Source organism: Burkholderia sp. SRS-25 (assembly GCF_004343765.1).
Lineage (GTDB): Bacteria > Pseudomonadota > Gammaproteobacteria > Burkholderiales > Burkholderiaceae > Burkholderia > Burkholderia contaminans.
Genome location: NZ_PTXM01000010.1, coordinates 241,251 through 257,013 on the forward strand (window position 1 = coordinate 241,251; position 15,763 = coordinate 257,013).

Below are 15,763 nucleotides of genomic sequence, written 5' to 3' on the forward strand. Positions count from 1 at the left end.
ACGGTTCAGTGGCCGGACGACATCGGCTGCGGCCCGCGCGGCGTTCTCAGCAGCAGCGCGAGCGGCACGCAGGCGAGCAGCGCGAGGCCCAGCAGATAAAAGGTTTCGGAATAGGTCATCACGACGGCCTGGATCTGGATCTGCTGCGCCAGCTGTCCGAGCGCGCGCATGTTCGAATACGCGAGATCGCCGGTGTGCGAGAACCAGTTGGCCGCGTAGGCCGATAGCCGGTCCTGCCCGATCAGCGAGTTCGCCGTCACCGATTCGCGAAGCGCGGCCGTATGGAAGGTCGTGCGCCGGTCGATCACGGTACCGATGATCGCGAGCCCGATCGAGCCGCCGAGATTGCGCGCCATGTTGTAGAGCCCGGCTGCATCCCCCGAGTCTTCGCGTGCGACGGCTGCCATCGATGCCTGGTTGAGCGGCATCATCGCGAGCATCTGCGCGACGCCGCGGATGAGTTGCGACCAGACGAAATCGTGGCCGACGCTTTGCGCAGTCAGGCTGATGTCGAGCATGCAACTCAGGCAGAACAGCAGCAGCCCCGAGATCACGAGAATGCGGAAATCGACCTTGCCGAGCAGGCGCGGCAGGATCGGCATTATGAGAAACGCAGGCAGCCCCGACAGCAGCATGATCGCGCCCGCCTGCTCCGCGTTGTAGCCGGCGACGATCGCAAGGAACTGCGGCAGCAGGTAGGACACGCCATACAGCCCGGCACCGACCGCGGACACGATCACGATCACGCTCGCATAGCGCGGGTTGCGCATCAGCGACAGCCGCATGATCGGCCGCTTTGCAAAGATCTGCGACAACGCGATAAGGATCATCCCGGCAAGCGACACGAGGCTCAGCGTGACGATCATCTGCGATTCGAACCAGCGTTCGCGCTGGCCTTCCTCGAGCACGACGGTGAGCGAGCTCAGGCCGATCGCTAGACCGAAGATCCCGAGCCAGTCCGCGTTCAGGAATGAATGCCATTGCGGGCGGTCCGACGGCAGCCCGAATATCAACAGCGCCATCAGCAACAGGCACACCGGCAGGTTCAGGAAAAAGCACCAGCTCCAGCTCACGTTTTCCGCGAGCCAGCCGCCGAGCACGGGGCCGAACAGCGGCCCGAGCAGCACGATCAGGCCGAACAGCGTCATGCCGACCGGCAACTGCGACAGCGGCAGCCGCGTGCGGATGATGGTTTGCGCCGTCGGGATCAGCGCACCGCCGGTGAAGCCCTGGCCGATCCGGCCGGCGATCATCATCGGCAGCGAATGCGACCAGCCGCACATCATCGAGAAGGCAATGAACAGCGCGGAGTTCGTCAGCAGGAAATTGCGCAGCCCGAACACGCGCGTGAGCCATGCGGCGAGCGGAATCATCACGATCTCCGACATCAGGTAGCCGGTCGAGATCCACGTGCCTTCGGTGCCGGTCGCGCCGATTTCACCCTGGATCTGCGGCAGCGCGGAGTTCGTGATCGAGATGTCGAGGGTCGCCATCAGCGCGCCGAGCGCGCCGGCCGCGACCGCGATCCAGTCGGTCACGCTCGCGCGTCCTTCGTGCGGCGGCACGGGCATCGTGGCGGACGGCTCAGCCATGATGCGTCTCGTCGCGGGCCGAGCGCGTATCGACGTCGACCGTCACCGACAGCCCCGGCAGCAGCATGCGCTGTGCGCGGGCGTTCGCGGCGAGGCGGACGCGCACCGGCACGCGCTGGACGATCTTCGTGAAGTTGCCGGTCGCATTCTCGGGCGGCAGCAGCGCGAATTGCGCGCCCGTGCCGGGGGCGAAGCTGTCGACCACGCCGGACAGCGCGCCGTCCGGCAGTGCGTCGACGTGCAGTTCGACGGGCTGGCCGATGCGCATGTTGCCGATCTGCGTTTCCTTGAAGTTCGCGACGAGGTAGATCGCATCGACGGGCACGACCGTCAGCAGGCGTGTGCCGGGCTGCACGTATTGACCGACGCGCACCGTGCGATCGCCGACGCGGCCGGCGAGGGTGCTGCGCACGATCGTGTTGTCGAGGTCGAGCTGCGCCTGGGCGGCGCTGGCCTGCGCGGCTTCGAGCTGCGCGCGCGCCTGCTGGAGCTGCGCGGTGTACGACGCGATCTGCGTGCGGGCGGCAGCGATCGACGCATTGTTCGCGGCGAGCGTCGCGGCCGCCTGATCGCGCGTGCTCTTCAGGTCGGCCACGCGTTCGTGCGTTTCCGCACCTGTCGCGGCGAGCGGCGCATAGCGCGCGTATTCGTCGCTGGCGTGCTGCGCGTTGATGCGCGACACCTTCGCCTGTGCGTCGGCCTGCTCGAGATTCGCATGCTGCTGGCTGATGTCGGCCTCGGCGCGGGCGATGTCGGCACGGCGCGCGTCGACGGTCGCAAGCGATTGTGCAAGTGCGACCTGGTACTGGCGGACGTCGAGCCGCACGAGCGGGTCGCCGGCTTTCACGGCCTGGTTGTCGCGCACATACACGTCGGTCACGTAGCCGGCGACCTTTGGCGCGGCGGTCATGCTGTCGGCCTGCAGGTACGCGTCGTTGGTGCTTTCGATGAAGCGGCCGACTGTCCACCAGCGGCCGAGCCAGACGGCGCCGCCGAGGGCCGCGAGCACGGCGACGACGAGCAGGACGCGCCGCTTCGTGCCGTTGCCGTTTCGCGGCGTTGTTCCGTTTTCCTGACGATTTGCTTTCTGTGGCGAGTCTTGCAGCGTCGACATGCTTTCGTCCAATTTATTCCAATTGGAAGAATTATTCCAGTTGATAAAATTGTGTCAAGTAGAATGTCGATCGATCGAATGACGAGGAAGGCATGAACGAAGCGAAGAAGCTGCGCCGTGCGTCGGCGGGCGGCTACGCCCGCGGCGACGAAACGCGCCAGCGGATCATCGAGGCGGCGATCGAACTGTTCGGCGAGCGCGGGTTCGCGGGGGCATCGACACGCGAGATCGCCGCGATGGCGGGCGTGAACGCGCCGGCGCTCCAGTACTACTTCGAGAACAAGGAAGGCGTGTACCGCGCGTGCGTGGAGACGATCGCGGAGCACGGCTGGGAAGTGTTCGCACCGGCAGTCGGCCATGCGTGGGCGATGCTCGACGCGGACGCCGACGTCGACGTGCTGATCGACGCATTCGTCGGGTTGCTGCGTGCGCTCGCCGACCGGATGTTTACGGCGCCGAAGACGATGAACCAGCGGATGTTCTTCGCGCGCGAGCAAGGCGGCCAGGAGCCGGCGAGCGCGAGCGAGATCCTGATGAAGCGCATGCGCAAGCCGCTCAACGACGTGAGTGCGGAGCTGATCGGCCGTATCTCGGGGCGGCCGGCCCACGATCCTGTCACGCGGTTGCGCGCGCTGAGCCTGTTCGGGCAGATCACGGTATTCCACATCGCGCAGCGTTCGGCACTGCAGTTGCTCGAATGGGAGGCATTCGAAGGCGAGCGCGCGGCGCTGCTGACGGACACGATCGCCGAACAGACGCGCGTACTGCTCGAGCAATGGCACGCGCAGCGCGACGTATCGGCTGCCGGCCCTCAAGGCTCGAAGCGGGGGCACGGCGCGACGGAGAAGCGCAGCGCAAAGGCGAAGGCATCGCCGCCCGCCGTGAAAGGCGCCCGGCGCCGGAACAAGCCCGCCGCGCGTTGAGCGCGGTGCGCCGTCAGCCCCGGCCGGTCAATCCGGCTTGCGCGCCGGTTCGGCGGGCGACGGCGGCCGGGCCGACGCTTCGGCAACATGGCCGTTGTCGCCGTTGCTGCCGTTTGCCTCTTCGACGACAGGCCGCGATCCGTCCGCGTACGCAACGACGCTGCGCTGCGGATTGGCGATCCGGATGCCGCGTTCGCGGAACGTCTCCGCGATCCGCCGGTTGAATTCACGCTGCACGCTCCAGCGCGTCGAGTCCGTGCATTGCATCTGTCCGGACAGCGCGAGCGTCGCGCCGTCGACCTGGTCGATACCCCAGTAGCTGAAGTCCGACAGGATGCCGTCGCGGTACTTCGGATCGTCGCGCAATGCGGCACCGATCTCCTTCAGCGTCGCGATCGCGCGATCGATATCCTCGCCGTAGGCAATGCTGATCTTGACGGCCGCGTTGCCGAGCCCGCGATTCGTATTGTTGACGGTTGTCACCGAGCTGAACGGGATCGTGTACAACGACCCGTCGCCGGCGCGCAGCCGCACGGTGCGGATCGACAGGTACTCGACCGTGCCCGACACGCCGGCGAGCGTGACCCAGTCGCCCACCTGCATCGCATTTTCCATCAGCAGGAAGATCCCGGTGATGAAATCCTGCACGAGCTTCTGCGAGCCGAAGCCGAGCGCGACACCGAAGATACTGGCGCCTGCAAGCAGCGGGCCGACGTTCACGCCGAGCTGGCTGAGGCCCGTCAGCACGACGACGAGCGCGATCATCACGAACAGCAGCGAGCGCAGCATGGGCAGCAGCGTGCGCAGCCGCGCCGCGCGCATGAGATTGCCTTCGCGCGTCCATCGTTGCAGGCGGCGCTCGATGGCGATGTTCGCGGCTTCCCACACGATGAGCGCGACGATGGCTGCAATCGCGATCGTCACCAGCGCCGACGCGAGCCGGTGTCCGATCGTGCCGGTTTCGAACGCGCGGAAGATCGGCACGCCCCAGATCTGCAGCAGCAGCACGAAGGTCACGATGCCGATCGCGCCCGACACGATCTGGCGCAGCAGCGGGTAGTAGCGGTACGCGTGCGCATGGACGAGCGTGCGATCTTCGTCGCGGCCCTGGAACAGCCGCGCGAGCGCGCCGAACACGACGATCGACACGATCCGCATGCCGATCATCACGGCGATCGAGCGGCCGCCGAGCGTGATCAGCACGCGGTAGCCGTTGTGGACGTCGAGTGCCCACACGAACCACAGGGCCATCACGATGAAGACCGATACGGGCGCCCACGCGTCCGCGAGCGCATTGGCGATCATCGTGAACGACGGGCGATCCTCGCCGGTCGCGCGGATTCGCGCGGCGACCGGCAGGCGGCACTGGAGGATCAGCGCCGAGATCATCAGGTGCCCGATGAGCGCGACGGCTTTCAGCAGCGCGACGTGACCGGCGTCGCTGAGGCCGAAGTTCGCGGCGATCTCGACCGCGGCCGTGCAGGCGCCGACCACGATCACGATCCGCGCGATCGAGCGTTGCGCGAAGTCGGCCCATGCGTCGCTGATGTGCAGCAACCGCAATTGCCGCGCATCGGGCTGGAAGAACAGCCGGCTGACGATCGTGACGAGCCGGCAGATCACGTAGATGTCGATCAGCGCTTCGAGCGCGGATTCGATCGGCGCGCCCGTATCGCCGATCACCGACATCGTCAGGCTCGCGACGCCGACGAACACGAGCAGCGGCACGGCACGCAACGCAAGGCTGACGAGTGCGCGCGGCATCCGGTGCAGCAGCGTGGTTTGGCGGCGCGCGTGGCCGCGGCTTTGCGACGACGCGGACGCGGGCGCGGCGTCGGGAGCGTCTGACGGGGCGGTCGTGCCCGGTGGTGCGTCGTCGTCATCGAGCGTCGCGGAGCCGGGTGTAACGGACTCGGGCGCGGTGCGGCGCGACGTGTCGACGCGGCGAGCGGCCACCGCGGCCAGCGCACGTCGCAGCAGCCGCTTCGCGAACCATTCGACGAGGAGCGCGGGCACGAGCACGGCGATGATGATCCAGAGCGCGTGTGCAAGATCCGCGCGCTCGTCGGCGCGCACCAGCTTGTCATGCCACCAGCTGCCGACCGAGCCGACGTCGAGCAGCGAGTGCAGCGACTCCTTCAGCGCACCGCCGATTTCGATGGTCCAGCGCGATCCCTGCCGGACGAGCATCGATGCGAGCCCGTTCGATGTCAGTGCGGCCGGGGTCGCGGCGGCCGACGCGGCGCTGGCCGCAGCCGCATCGCTCGCCGCGATTGCGGGTGCGCTCAGTGCACCGACGGCCGCGATCGCACGCAACGTCGTTTCTACCTGTGCGCGATCGCGCGGATTTTCGAGCACATTGAGTGCCTGCTGAGCCTGTTGCGGCGTCAGCGCGGGCGCGGTGCCGGAAGCGGCCGACACGGCGGCAGGGACGGGAGCAGCCGCATGGGCGGCCGAGACGACGGCGGCCAGCAGCCAGCCGAGGAGGAAATGTCGCATGGAGTAGGCATGCGGGCGCGCATTGGCGCGCGGCCCGCCAGGCTGAACGATGGACGGAAGTTAACATGATTGCGATTGGAACCGAATAGTTCCACCGACGACCATTCGAATCGGGCATACCCGACGTGGCGCGGGCGTTTGCGGCGCGTTTGCGCAGTCATGTGTCCGACGCAGACTGCAGGTCGTCGGGTAGCGTGGGTCGTTTCAATCGCCAGCGCGTAAGACATTTGTAATGTCGGCTCGTCTGCCACGATGAGCCGCGCACGCGTCGGATCAAATTAATCTGGAATCCTGCTGAATCACGCTGGCTCGTCGTGAAAAACCGGTAGAACGTGTTCCGCGATTTCTTCGATGACTTCGCGCACGGGCCGGTCCGAGCCCGGATTCAGCGTGACGTGATGCGTGCCTGCCGCGCGCATGTCCCGCAGGATGCCGATCAATGCGCGGCGGCCGGCTGCATAGCCGAGCGGCAATGCGGTGGCCGGCGCGTCGGGATCCGCGACGAGATCGAGCCGCATCGACACGGCGAATGCGCGAAAGGCCGGCGACGCGAGCCGGTCGACCGCCGCGCGCCACATCGAATAGCGCGCGCGCTGCGTGTCCGGATCGCGGTGGTACGTCATCCAGCCGATCGAGTGCCGTGCGATCCAGTCGACGCTTTGCCCGCCCGAGCCGACCGCCAGCATCGGCACTGCGTCGGCGCCGCGCGGCAGCAGCGTGAATTCGGGCGCATCGGGCGGCGCTTCGTCGGGCAGTACGCGCGATGGCACGCCGAGCGCGGCCGCGACGACGTCCCAGTGTGCGCGGTAGCGGTCGCGCCGCGTCTGCGCATCGACACCGAACGCCGCATATTCGGGCGGCCGGTCGCCGGAGCCGAGCCCGAGGATGAAGCGGCCGCCCGACAGCGTCGCGACCGACAGCGCGCCTTTCGCGATATGCAGCGGATGACGCAGCGGCAGCACGATCGCGCCGCTGGCAAGCGCGATCCGCCGCGTGCGTGACGCGAGTGCGCCGAGCAGGACCCACGGGTCGAGATGGCCGACCGGATCGGGGTAGTCGGCGCTGTTCAGCGGCACGTCGCGAATCCACAGCGCGCGAAAGCCGAGCGTGTCGGCCAGCGCCGAGAGCTCGAGCTGCTCGTCGAAGTCGGCGACGATGTGGCCGGTGCGAAGCAGCGGAAGCGTGAGGCCGATCGACAACCGTCCGTCCGAAAAGACGCGATGCGCGACATTGGGGCGGGCAGGAGCGGGCGTGGTCATGTCGAGTCCTTGGCGGCGGCGTGAAGCGAACGTGCGACGTTGCGTGTCCGAATGCTAGCGTGTTTGCACGACGGTTGCGCGGCGCGGCATGCGCGGTGACCGGTCGACGTCGAGGCAACGCAGGTCATGCGGGTAGCGGGCCGTGCATAATCGGTGCCTTCCGTCATTGCAAACAACGAATCCGGATGAACACGCTTCAACACAAGGCGATTGGCCTGGCGGCGAGCGCGATGCTGTTCGCGGTCGCGTCTAACGCGCTCGCGGACGATGCGGAGCGCGCCGCTATCTGCAAGACGGCCGAGCAAACGGGCTACACGGCCGACATCCGCAATTGCCTGGCGCTGAAATACGAAGCGGCCGACAAGCGCTTGAATGCCGTCTACAAGACGAAGATGGCGAACCTGGATGAGCAGGGCAAGGCGAGGTTGCGCAACGACGAGCGCCGCTGGCTCAAGGCGCGGGATGCCGCCTGCGCGGAATCGCGGCAGCCCGATGCAGGCGGCACGCTCGGGCTCGTGGAAGTCGACAGTTGCTTCGTCAACGAAACCGAGCGTCGCATCAGGACGATCGAAGCCTTTCGCTGAGGTGTTGCGCCGACCCCGGCCCCGGCACTATCCCACCCGCAGCGTCGTGCCGCGCAATGTGAGGCCGAGGCGCGACGCCACGCGTTGTGACGCGCGGTTGTCACTGTCGGTGCTGTAGAACAGCGTGCGCGTTCGAAGCGACGGCAGGCGCGTCCACGCGGCGGTCACCGCCGCCGCGAGGCCGCGCCCCCGAAACGCAGGGGCCGTCGCGAGACCGAGTTCGGCACCGACGTCGGACAGCCGTGCGGCGAACGCGACCGATGCGACTTCTTCGTCGACGACGGCCGCGCACCACGGCGCCCACAGGTCGGCGACGCTCCGAAACCCCATCGAGAACAGGCCGCCGGGCATCCCGCGTGTGGACAGCGCATGCAGCAGTTGCCGGCCCGCGTCGCTGTCGCCGTCGATCAGCGCGACGCGCGCGTCGATGTCGAAATCGAGTGCGTGCGGCAGCGGGTAGACGAGGCCGATGTTCCAGTGCGGAACGGGCGCAAGCAGCGCGAGATAGCGCTCGAGATGCGCGGGGTGCATGGGGCCTGACAACGGCGGTTCGCTGCTGGCCAGGCGCGCGAGTGCGTCGGCGACAGGGGGAGGCACGTCGGCGCGTACGCCTGCCAGGTTGCCGTCCGCGCATCGGCCGAGCCAGAAGCGGGGAGCGGGCGAGCGGTCGGGATCATTTTCGCGTTCAATCCGGCGGTCCGGATGCAGGCAAAACAGCGTGCGGTAGTCGATATCCAGCCAGTCGTGTGTATCGGGCATGCGGCGGGTAGGCGTCTCCAGTCAGGTGGCGGGGAGCAGCACGAGGAATGCCGGGGCGGGCCCGCACGTCCATTCGCGCAAACGCGGCACTGTGGGGCGATTGTAAGCCGTTCGGCAATCGCGCGCGGATGCAAAGCCGCGCCACCCGCGCGGGCCGGTCCGGTGCCGCGCGACAGCTCGCCCGGCCAACGGCAGCCGCTCCAGCCTGCGTTTCAGTTTCGAAACGTTCGCGCTGCTTGTCGGGGCACGATGCGCGTCGATGGCCCCGTATCGGCCCGCGCAGCCTTGCGGCATGAAGCATGGTGCGCTCCTTGCATAACTGTGCACGCCGTGAGCGCGGTCGCGGACGCAGTCGGTCCGGCGATCGCTTCAGTGGGTCGGACGTATCGGAGACGGGGACAAGACAATGAAAACAGACCGAATCGCAACGTGTCGTGTTGCAAACATGAATCGCCGACCTGCCGGGCTATTCGCTTCGCCGTTTGTCGAGGCGACGTGAGCGCGCGGCTTTCCGTTCCATCCGAGCAATCGGGTTTGTTCTGAACGACGACGTGCTGGCATGACGCACGAGGCCGACTGGGTGCCGGTCGGCCGTCGGGGATGAACCGCGAATGACTGCGGATGGCCCGGCCCGGATCCCGGATCCCGGTTCGTCAATCTGCCGCGCGCAACGCGAGTCGTCTCGCGGCGTAGGCATGTGCGTGCCGTGCATCGTGGCGGCGCGACGGGCCGAACCGGAACGCACCGGAAAGCCGGCAGCGCATCGATGCATTCGGCATCGCGGAACACATGGAGTCCAGGGGAAGCGTTCACCAGCCGCAGCGAGGCGGACGCCGCGAAATTGTGCTGTCAGTTGATCCACTACCCCGATGGATCAATTGTTGAAGCGCCCATCGCCGAGTGGCGGATGGGCGTCTTTTTTTGTGCGCCGGTGTGCGATGCGGGCCATCGGCCCGATCGCGCGGCGTTCTGTATCATGTGCTGGCGTGCCTGGCCGCCCGTGCGGGCGCACGGCTTGCGGGCGCGCCCGATCACGCGTTGCCAACATGAACGACAAAGCTCAGAACGACCCCTCAACCGCCGACGTCGATCCGGCCGCACTCGATGCGCTGCACACGTTCGTCGAGCGTCATCCGCGCCTGCTGGTGCTGACCGGCGCGGGCATCAGCACCGATTCCGGCATTCCCGGCTATCGCGACCGCAATGGTCAATGGATGCGTTCGCCGCCGATCCAGCTCCACGAATTCCTCGGCTCCGATGCCGCGCGGCGGCGCTATTGGGCGCGCAGCATGATCGGCTGGCCCGTCGTCGGCCGTGCGCAGCCGAACGGGTCGCACGTGGCGCTGGCGCGGCTCGGCAGCGCGGGACGGATCGAGCGTCTCGTCACGCAGAACGTCGACGGCCTGCACCAGCGCGCGGGCAGCGGCGACGTCATTGAACTGCACGGCGGAATCGACGGCGTCACGTGCCTCGGTTGCGGCGCGCATCATGCGCGCGCGACGATCCAGGTCATGCTCGAGACCGACAATCCCGAACTGCTGGGCGCGGAGGCCGAGCCGGCCGCGGATGGCGACGCGCACCTCGAATGGGCCGCGCTCGACACGTTCCGCATTCCGGCGTGCCCCGCGTGCGGCGGGCTGCTGAAGCCCGCGGTCGTGTTCTTCGGCGAAAACGTGCCGCGCGAGCGCGTGGCGCTCGCGTCGCAGGCGCTCGATGCGGCCGATGCGCTGCTGGTCGTCGGCTCGTCGTTGATGGTGTATTCCGGCTACCGCTTCTGCGTGTGGGCTCAGGCACGGAACAAGCCGGTCGCCGCGCTCAATCTCGGCCATACGCGTGCCGATCCGATGCTCACGCTGAAGGTCGAGGCGCGCTGCGCGCCCGCGCTCGACGCGCTGACTGCTCGGCTGGGTCTCGCGGGCCACGCACCGGAGCTTGCGTCGTGACCGATCCGACCTCTTCTCCCGATCCGTCCGCTCGGCTGTCGGCGCCGGCGGCCGAACGCAATCGCGGGCCGATCCTCGACGTCTTGCGCCGTGTGCTGCCGGCAAGTGGCCGCGTGCTCGAAATCGCGAGCGGCACGGGGCAGCACGCGGTCCACTTCGCGCAGGCGCTGCCGGGCCTGCACTGGCAGCCGAGCGATCCCGATGAGCAGGCGCGGCGCTCGATCGCCGCGTGGGTTGCCCATGCGGGTCTCGCCAACGTTGCCGGGCCGCTCGCGTTCGACGTGCGCGACGCGTCGTGGCCGGTCGACGCGCTCGATGCAATCGTCTGCATCAACATGATCCATATCTCGCCGTGGGCCTGCACCGACGCGCTGTTCGCGGGGGCGTCGCGCCTGCTGCGACCGGGCGGCGTGCTGTTCCTGTACGGGCCGTATCGCCGCGAGGGCCGGCATACGGCGCCGTCGAACGAAGCGTTCGACCTGCAATTGCGCAGCCGCGACCCGTCGTGGGGCGTGCGCGATCTCGAGACCGTCGTCGCGCTCGGCCTCGATCGCGGGCTCGACTGCATCGAGGTGGTCGAGATGCCGGCGAACAACCTGAGCGTCGTGTTCCGGCGGCTGCCGCACGCGGAGCAATGACACGCAAGCGCGCATCGCCGCCGGGTTTCCACTATCCTTTCGCCTGTGCGCGCGACCCGGTTCGGGTCGCGCCCCGTTTTTTCCGGAGAATTGACTAATGGGCAAACAAGCAATCGGTGTGATCGGGCTCGCGGTGATGGGCCGCAATCTCGCACTCAATATCGAGAGCCGCGGTTACGCGGTGTCGGTGTACAACCGCAGCCGCGAGAAAACCGACGAACTGATCGCCGAATTCCCCGGCCGCAATCTGGTGCCGACCTATACGCTCGAGGAGTTCGTCGCGTCGCTCGAAACGCCGCGCCGGATCCTGATGATGGTGAAGGCCGGCGAGGCGACCGATGCGACGATCGCGTCGCTCAAGCCGCTGCTCGAGAAGGGCGACGTACTGATCGACGGCGGCAATACGCACTTCACCGATACGATCCGCCGCAACCAGGAACTCGCGCAATCGGGCCTGCACTTCATCGGCACCGGCGTGTCGGGCGGCGAAGAGGGCGCGTTGCGCGGCCCGTCGATCATGCCCGGCGGCCAGCGTGACGCATACGACCTCGTCGAGCCGATCCTCAAGCAGATCGCCGCCAAGGCGCCGTCGGACGGCGAGCCGTGCGTCGCCTACATGGGCCCGGACGGTGCAGGCCATTACGTGAAGATGGTCCACAACGGCATCGAATACGGCGACATGCAACTGATCGCCGAAAGCTATGCGGTGCTGAAGGATGTCGCGGGCCTGACCAACGACGAACTCGGCGCGGTGTACACCGAGTGGAACCAGGGCGAGCTCGACAGCTACCTGATGGAGATCACGTCGAAGATCTTCGGCAAGAAGGACGAGGAAACCGGCAAGCACCTGGTCGACGTGATCCTCGATCGCGCCGCGCAGAAGGGCACCGGCAAGTGGACGAGCCAGAATGCGCTGGATCTCGGCGTGCCGCTGCCGCTGATCACCGAATCGGTGTTCGCGCGCGTGCTGTCGTCGCTGAAGACCGAGCGCGTCGCGGCCAGCAAGGTCTTGTCGGGCCCGGCCGCCGCGCCGTTCGAAGGCGATCGCGCCGCGTTCGTCGAAGCGGTGCGTCGCGCGCTGTACCTGAGCAAGGTGATCTCGTACGCGCAGGGCTTCGCGCAACTGCGCACGGCGTCGGAAGAGTACGGCTGGAACCTCGATCTCGGGACGATCGCGAAGATCTTCCGTGCGGGCTGCATCATTCGCGCGCGCTTCCTGCAGAAGATCACGGACGCGTATGCGAAGGATTCGGCGCTCGCGAACCTGCTGCTCGATCCGTACTTCAAGGACATCGCCGCGAATTACCAGGCATCGCTGCGCGACGTCGTGGTCGCCGCGGTGAAGGCCGGCGTGCCGGTACCGGCGTTCGCGTCGGCGGTCGCGTACTTCGACAGCTACCGCTCCGAGCGGCTGCCGGCGAACCTCGTGCAGGCGCAGCGGGATTTCTTCGGCGCGCACACGTTCGAGCGTACCGACAAGCCGGGCAGCTTCCACGCGAACTGGTCGTAACGGGCCGGCGGCGGCAACATTGTTGCGAAAATCTATTCTTTGAATAGGGTTTTTCTATCCCGGATGCCGACATTGTTGGCTCCGGGGAAACAGTGTTTTCGTTCTTTCATGGTTTTCCCTAGGTGCTGCCGGGACTAAACTCTGTTCCATCGCTGCAGACATGGTGTGTGCGGCGGAGCAAAAAAATCCCGGAGGTAATCATGAAATCGCTGATCGCAACGTTCGCCGCAGCTGCTGTCCTCGCCGTTCCCGCCGTCTCGTTCGCCCAACAGAACGCGCCCGTTACCCGTGCACAAGTGAAGGCCGACCTGGTCGCCGTGCAACAGGCCGGCTACAAGCTGGGCAGCGACCGTACGAACTACCCGGAAGGCATCCAGGCTGCTGAAGCCCGCCTGAACCCGCAACAGAACGTCGCCGCCGCCGACACGACCGGCTACGGCGCGCAACCGGCCGCTGCGCAAGAATCCGGCGCACCGGCCAAGGCCAAGACCGGCTGGCAAGTCAAGCGCATCGCTGACGACGCTCCGATCTACAAGGGTCGTTAATGGTTGGGCCGCCCCGGCGGCCTGATCCGACCCCCGAAGTACGAACAGCCCGCCGTTCCGTCACCCGGAACGGCGGGCTGTTTCCATTGGCGGTGCGCGTGTCGCGCGAGCCGTCAGTTCAGTGCAGTGCGCGCCGGCCGCGCCCGATATCCCGGTACAGCGCTTCGGCCGGTTCCAGCACCTGCAGCCACGTTTCGTCGTAGCCGCTCAGCGTGTCGAGCGCATCGCGCAGCCGCTCGATCGCAAGGATCGGCAACTCGACGCTGTGGCGCGTGGCGCCGGTCATATGCGAGACGCTCGCCAGCTGGACGAGCGCATCGGCCGCCTCGGCGACGTCGGTTGCGAACAGCAGGTGCCGGTTGAGCAATTCGACCAGGCCGCTGGAACCGGAGAAGTCGTCGGCGTCGAGCTGCACGGAAAGAAACGTCGCATTGTTCATTGTCATGCTCCTCGTTATCGTTGGATCGCGCAGTGCATCACCGAGTATAGGTGGCGATCGAAGGGAAGAATGTGACGGGATCGATACTGCCCGCGAGGGCGGCACGGCATGCGGAAGAGCCGCTTCAGACATGGCTGACGGCCCGCGTGGCGGGGCTTGCAGGCCACCGGAGCGCCGGTGCGGCGCCGCAAGATTGTTGCCGGATCAGGCGCCTGACGCGGCCTTGACCGCCACAAATGGTATCTTTGCCGATCGGGACACGCGAAAAAGGGGGCCGATGAGTCCATTCGCACCAACGTCCCGGTGTGGAAACTGACGGCCGCGAGCGCGGTCGGATACTGATTGGTCCGGCCGTTCGGCCGGACATCGTGCGTCGCGCGCCGGGGGGCGGTGGGCGGCGCAACGACGCAAATCCGGGAGGACCCTTGAGAGAAACTATTCCCATCCACGATGCGCTGACGCGCCGGCTGCCGCAGGCGGCGCTCGTTGCCGCAGCCATCGCGCTGACGGGCTGCACGATGACGCCGTGGACCGACAGCTGGCAGCCGGCGCGCCAGTCGGCGCCCACGTCGGCCGCGACGCCGGGCGTGATCGCCGGCTATTACCGCGTGAATCCGGGCGATACGCTCGCGGGCGTTGCGAACGCCTACGGGCAGCGCGTCCAGGACGTAGCCAGCTGGAACCACATGGCGCCGACCGATGCCGTCTATCCCGGTCAAGTGCTGCGCGTCGCGCCGCCGCCTGCCGCGACGTCGCTCGGGCAGCTGCCCGCGGCGGCCGCGCAGCCGGGCTCGCTCGCCTGGCCGGCCACCGGTGCCGTGGCGACGCCGTTCTCGGCCGGCAAGACGCGCGGCATCGTGATCGTCGCATCCGGGCCCGACCATTCGGTGCGGGCCGCGGCGGCCGGGCGCGTGGTTTATGCCGGATCCGGCGTCAAGGCATACGGCCCGCTCGTGATCCTGAAGCATGAGAACGGGCTCATCACTGCCTACGGACACAACGGCAAACTGCTCGTCAACGAGGGCGACGCGGTGCGCCAGGGCCAGCCTGTCGCCGAAATGGGCACGGACCCGAGCGGCCGCTCGACGTTCGAGTTCGAAGTCCGCCAGAACGGCAAGGTCGTCGATCCGATGAACTTCCTGCCGCGCAACGGCGGCTGACGACCCTCTTCACCCCGTGTGCGCCGGACGGCGCACACGCTCCCGCCTTCATCCTTTCCTGAGCGTCACCGCACCGGACTGTCTCGCGTGATTGCCGAGCCAGCGAATACCCATTGCGAGCGCCGCCGCGCCCAGCGCGATCAGCGAACACTGAATCGCGACCGGCAAGTAGCCGTGCGGCCGCGGATCGACGAACGGGTACGGATACCAGTTCTCGAATGAGCCGCGCACGAGCGTATAGCCGAGATAGACGATCGGGAAGCCGAGCCACGCGAACGCGCTGCGCCGCGGGATCGGCAGGCGCGGCTCCACATACAGCCAGTCACACAGCATGACGAGCGGCACGATCCGGTGCAGCACCCAGTTGTTGAACGCCGGCGTGACGTGGCGCAGCGCATCGAGCCGCGCGAGCAGGAGTTCGTAGACGATCGCGGTGATCAATACGTACAGCACCGCGGCGCCGCGCATCGACTCGTAGCGGGCCGAGCCGGGGCGCGCGATGCGCCAGAGCCCCACGGCGAGCATCGCGGCCGCGTAGAGGCTGCTCAGTTGCGTGAAGTAGCTGAGGTAGTTGCCGAGATGAAAGCCCGGCAAGTGCCAGTAGTCGGCGACGCTGTGCAGCGTGGTGGATACCGCGAGCAACGCGGCGGTCAGCCGATAGGCCGCAACGAAGAACGCCTTGCTCATGATGCCCGCGCGCCGTCGCACCAAAGCTTCATCGTGCCACAGCCGTCCGGGCGCGCGATGCGGACTTTCCATATGGTGCGCTGCACGGCGTGCGTGGACGATTCGTCGGAT

At 67.4% G+C, this 15,763-nt stretch carries 14 protein-coding genes; 7 read left to right on the forward strand and 7 right to left on the reverse strand.

The window, feature by feature from the left end:
- Positions 1-5 precede the first annotated feature (5 nt).
- Together C5O79_RS16140 and C5O79_RS16145 are read right to left on the reverse strand one after the other, a co-directional pair.
- Positions 6-1,592, reverse strand: coding sequence for an MDR family MFS transporter (locus C5O79_RS16140; protein WP_047850294.1), 1,587 nt, complete (start codon positions 1,590-1,592; stop codon positions 6-8).
- Complete coding sequence (locus C5O79_RS16145) at positions 1,585-2,706, reverse strand: HlyD family secretion protein (protein ID WP_122477357.1); 1,122 nt, start codon at positions 2,704-2,706, stop codon at positions 1,585-1,587. Before C5O79_RS16145 ends, C5O79_RS16140 begins: the two co-directional genes overlap by 8 nt.
- Before the next feature lie 92 nt (positions 2,707-2,798).
- Between C5O79_RS16145 and C5O79_RS16150 the strand changes: the two genes are divergently transcribed.
- A complete protein-coding gene (locus tag C5O79_RS16150; RefSeq protein ID WP_122475288.1) occupies positions 2,799-3,629 on the forward strand; it encodes a CerR family C-terminal domain-containing protein in 831 nt (276 codons plus the stop codon).
- 27 nt (positions 3,630-3,656) lie between these two features.
- Here C5O79_RS16150 and C5O79_RS16155 read toward each other — a convergent pair whose 3' ends face one another.
- Together C5O79_RS16155 and C5O79_RS16160 are read right to left on the reverse strand one after the other, a co-directional pair.
- Complete coding sequence (locus C5O79_RS16155) at positions 3,657-6,128, reverse strand: mechanosensitive ion channel domain-containing protein (protein ID WP_122475291.1); 2,472 nt, start codon at positions 6,126-6,128, stop codon at positions 3,657-3,659.
- A gap of 299 nt (positions 6,129-6,427) precedes the next feature.
- A complete protein-coding gene (locus C5O79_RS16160; protein ID WP_122475294.1) occupies positions 6,428-7,387 on the reverse strand; it encodes an LLM class oxidoreductase in 960 nt (319 codons plus the stop codon).
- A gap of 185 nt (positions 7,388-7,572) precedes the next feature.
- Here C5O79_RS16160 and C5O79_RS16165 point away from each other — a divergent pair, with 185 nt between their 5' ends.
- Positions 7,573-7,971, forward strand: a complete 399-nt coding sequence (locus tag C5O79_RS16165) for a lysozyme inhibitor LprI family protein (protein WP_053060233.1) — start codon at positions 7,573-7,575, stop codon at positions 7,969-7,971.
- A gap of 27 nt (positions 7,972-7,998) precedes the next feature.
- On the opposite strand, the gene C5O79_RS16170 is transcribed toward C5O79_RS16165, so the two are convergent.
- The gene (locus C5O79_RS16170; RefSeq protein ID WP_122475297.1) at positions 7,999-8,730 is read right to left on the reverse strand and encodes a GNAT family N-acetyltransferase; all 732 of its coding nucleotides are present in this window, start codon (positions 8,728-8,730) and stop codon (positions 7,999-8,001) included.
- A 1,046-nt stretch (positions 8,731-9,776) separates the two neighbouring features.
- On the opposite strand from C5O79_RS16170, the gene C5O79_RS16180 reads away from it, so the two are divergent.
- From C5O79_RS16180 to C5O79_RS16195, 4 genes are all read left to right on the forward strand, one after another.
- The gene (locus C5O79_RS16180; protein WP_047850289.1) at positions 9,777-10,673 is read left to right on the forward strand and encodes an NAD-dependent protein deacetylase; all 897 of its coding nucleotides are present in this window, start codon (positions 9,777-9,779) and stop codon (positions 10,671-10,673) included.
- Entirely contained in the window at positions 10,670-11,311 is a 642-nt protein-coding gene (locus C5O79_RS16185; protein ID WP_046549933.1) for a DUF938 domain-containing protein, read from the forward strand. Before C5O79_RS16180 ends, C5O79_RS16185 begins: the two co-directional genes overlap by 4 nt.
- A 97-nt stretch (positions 11,312-11,408) precedes the next feature.
- The gene (gene gndA, locus C5O79_RS16190) at positions 11,409-12,821 is read left to right on the forward strand and encodes an NADP-dependent phosphogluconate dehydrogenase (protein ID WP_039358189.1); all 1,413 of its coding nucleotides are present in this window, start codon (positions 11,409-11,411) and stop codon (positions 12,819-12,821) included.
- A gap of 200 nt (positions 12,822-13,021) precedes the next feature.
- On the forward strand, positions 13,022-13,366 hold the full coding sequence (locus C5O79_RS16195; RefSeq protein WP_043177725.1) for a DUF4148 domain-containing protein: 345 nt from the start codon (positions 13,022-13,024) through the stop codon (positions 13,364-13,366).
- Between the two features lie 118 nt (positions 13,367-13,484).
- Here the strand turns inward: C5O79_RS16195 and C5O79_RS16200 are convergent, their stop codons facing one another.
- The gene (locus tag C5O79_RS16200; RefSeq protein ID WP_046549932.1) at positions 13,485-13,805 is read right to left on the reverse strand and encodes a hypothetical protein; all 321 of its coding nucleotides are present in this window, start codon (positions 13,803-13,805) and stop codon (positions 13,485-13,487) included.
- A 425-nt stretch (positions 13,806-14,230) separates the two neighbouring features.
- Here C5O79_RS16200 and C5O79_RS16205 point away from each other — a divergent pair, with 425 nt between their 5' ends.
- A complete protein-coding gene (locus tag C5O79_RS16205) occupies positions 14,231-14,965 on the forward strand; it encodes a peptidoglycan DD-metalloendopeptidase family protein (protein WP_122475300.1) in 735 nt (244 codons plus the stop codon).
- 48 nt (positions 14,966-15,013) lie between these two features.
- On the opposite strand, the gene C5O79_RS16210 is transcribed toward C5O79_RS16205, so the two are convergent.
- Positions 15,014-15,652 carry a Pr6Pr family membrane protein gene (locus tag C5O79_RS16210; RefSeq protein ID WP_122477359.1) on the reverse strand — a complete coding sequence of 213 codons (639 nt, stop codon included), beginning with the start codon at positions 15,650-15,652 and terminating at the stop codon, positions 15,014-15,016.
- Positions 15,653-15,763 lie beyond the last annotated feature (111 nt).

Coding starts and splice junctions, on each gene's coding strand:
- C5O79_RS16210 (WP_122477359.1), bottom strand. CDS start 15,652: ATGAGCAAGGCGTTCTTCGTTGCGGCCTATCGGCTGACCGCCGCGTTG.
- C5O79_RS16165 (WP_053060233.1), top strand. CDS start 7,573: ATGAACACGCTTCAACACAAGGCGATTGGCCTGGCGGCGAGCGCGATG.
- C5O79_RS16155 (WP_122475291.1), bottom strand. CDS start 6,128: ATGCGACATTTCCTCCTCGGCTGGCTGCTGGCCGCCGTCGTCTCGGCC.
- C5O79_RS16145 (WP_122477357.1), bottom strand. CDS start 2,706: ATGTCGACGCTGCAAGACTCGCCACAGAAAGCAAATCGTCAGGAAAAC.
- C5O79_RS16180 (WP_047850289.1), top strand. CDS start 9,777: ATGAACGACAAAGCTCAGAACGACCCCTCAACCGCCGACGTCGATCCG.
- C5O79_RS16195 (WP_043177725.1), top strand. CDS start 13,022: ATGAAATCGCTGATCGCAACGTTCGCCGCAGCTGCTGTCCTCGCCGTT.
- C5O79_RS16200 (WP_046549932.1), bottom strand. CDS start 13,805: ATGAACAATGCGACGTTTCTTTCCGTGCAGCTCGACGCCGACGACTTC.
- C5O79_RS16140 (WP_047850294.1), bottom strand. CDS start 1,592: ATGGCTGAGCCGTCCGCCACGATGCCCGTGCCGCCGCACGAAGGACGC.
- C5O79_RS16170 (WP_122475297.1), bottom strand. CDS start 8,730: ATGCCCGATACACACGACTGGCTGGATATCGACTACCGCACGCTGTTT.
- C5O79_RS16160 (WP_122475294.1), bottom strand. CDS start 7,387: ATGACCACGCCCGCTCCTGCCCGCCCCAATGTCGCGCATCGCGTCTTT.
- C5O79_RS16150 (WP_122475288.1), top strand. CDS start 2,799: ATGAACGAAGCGAAGAAGCTGCGCCGTGCGTCGGCGGGCGGCTACGCC.
- gndA (WP_039358189.1), top strand. CDS start 11,409: ATGGGCAAACAAGCAATCGGTGTGATCGGGCTCGCGGTGATGGGCCGC.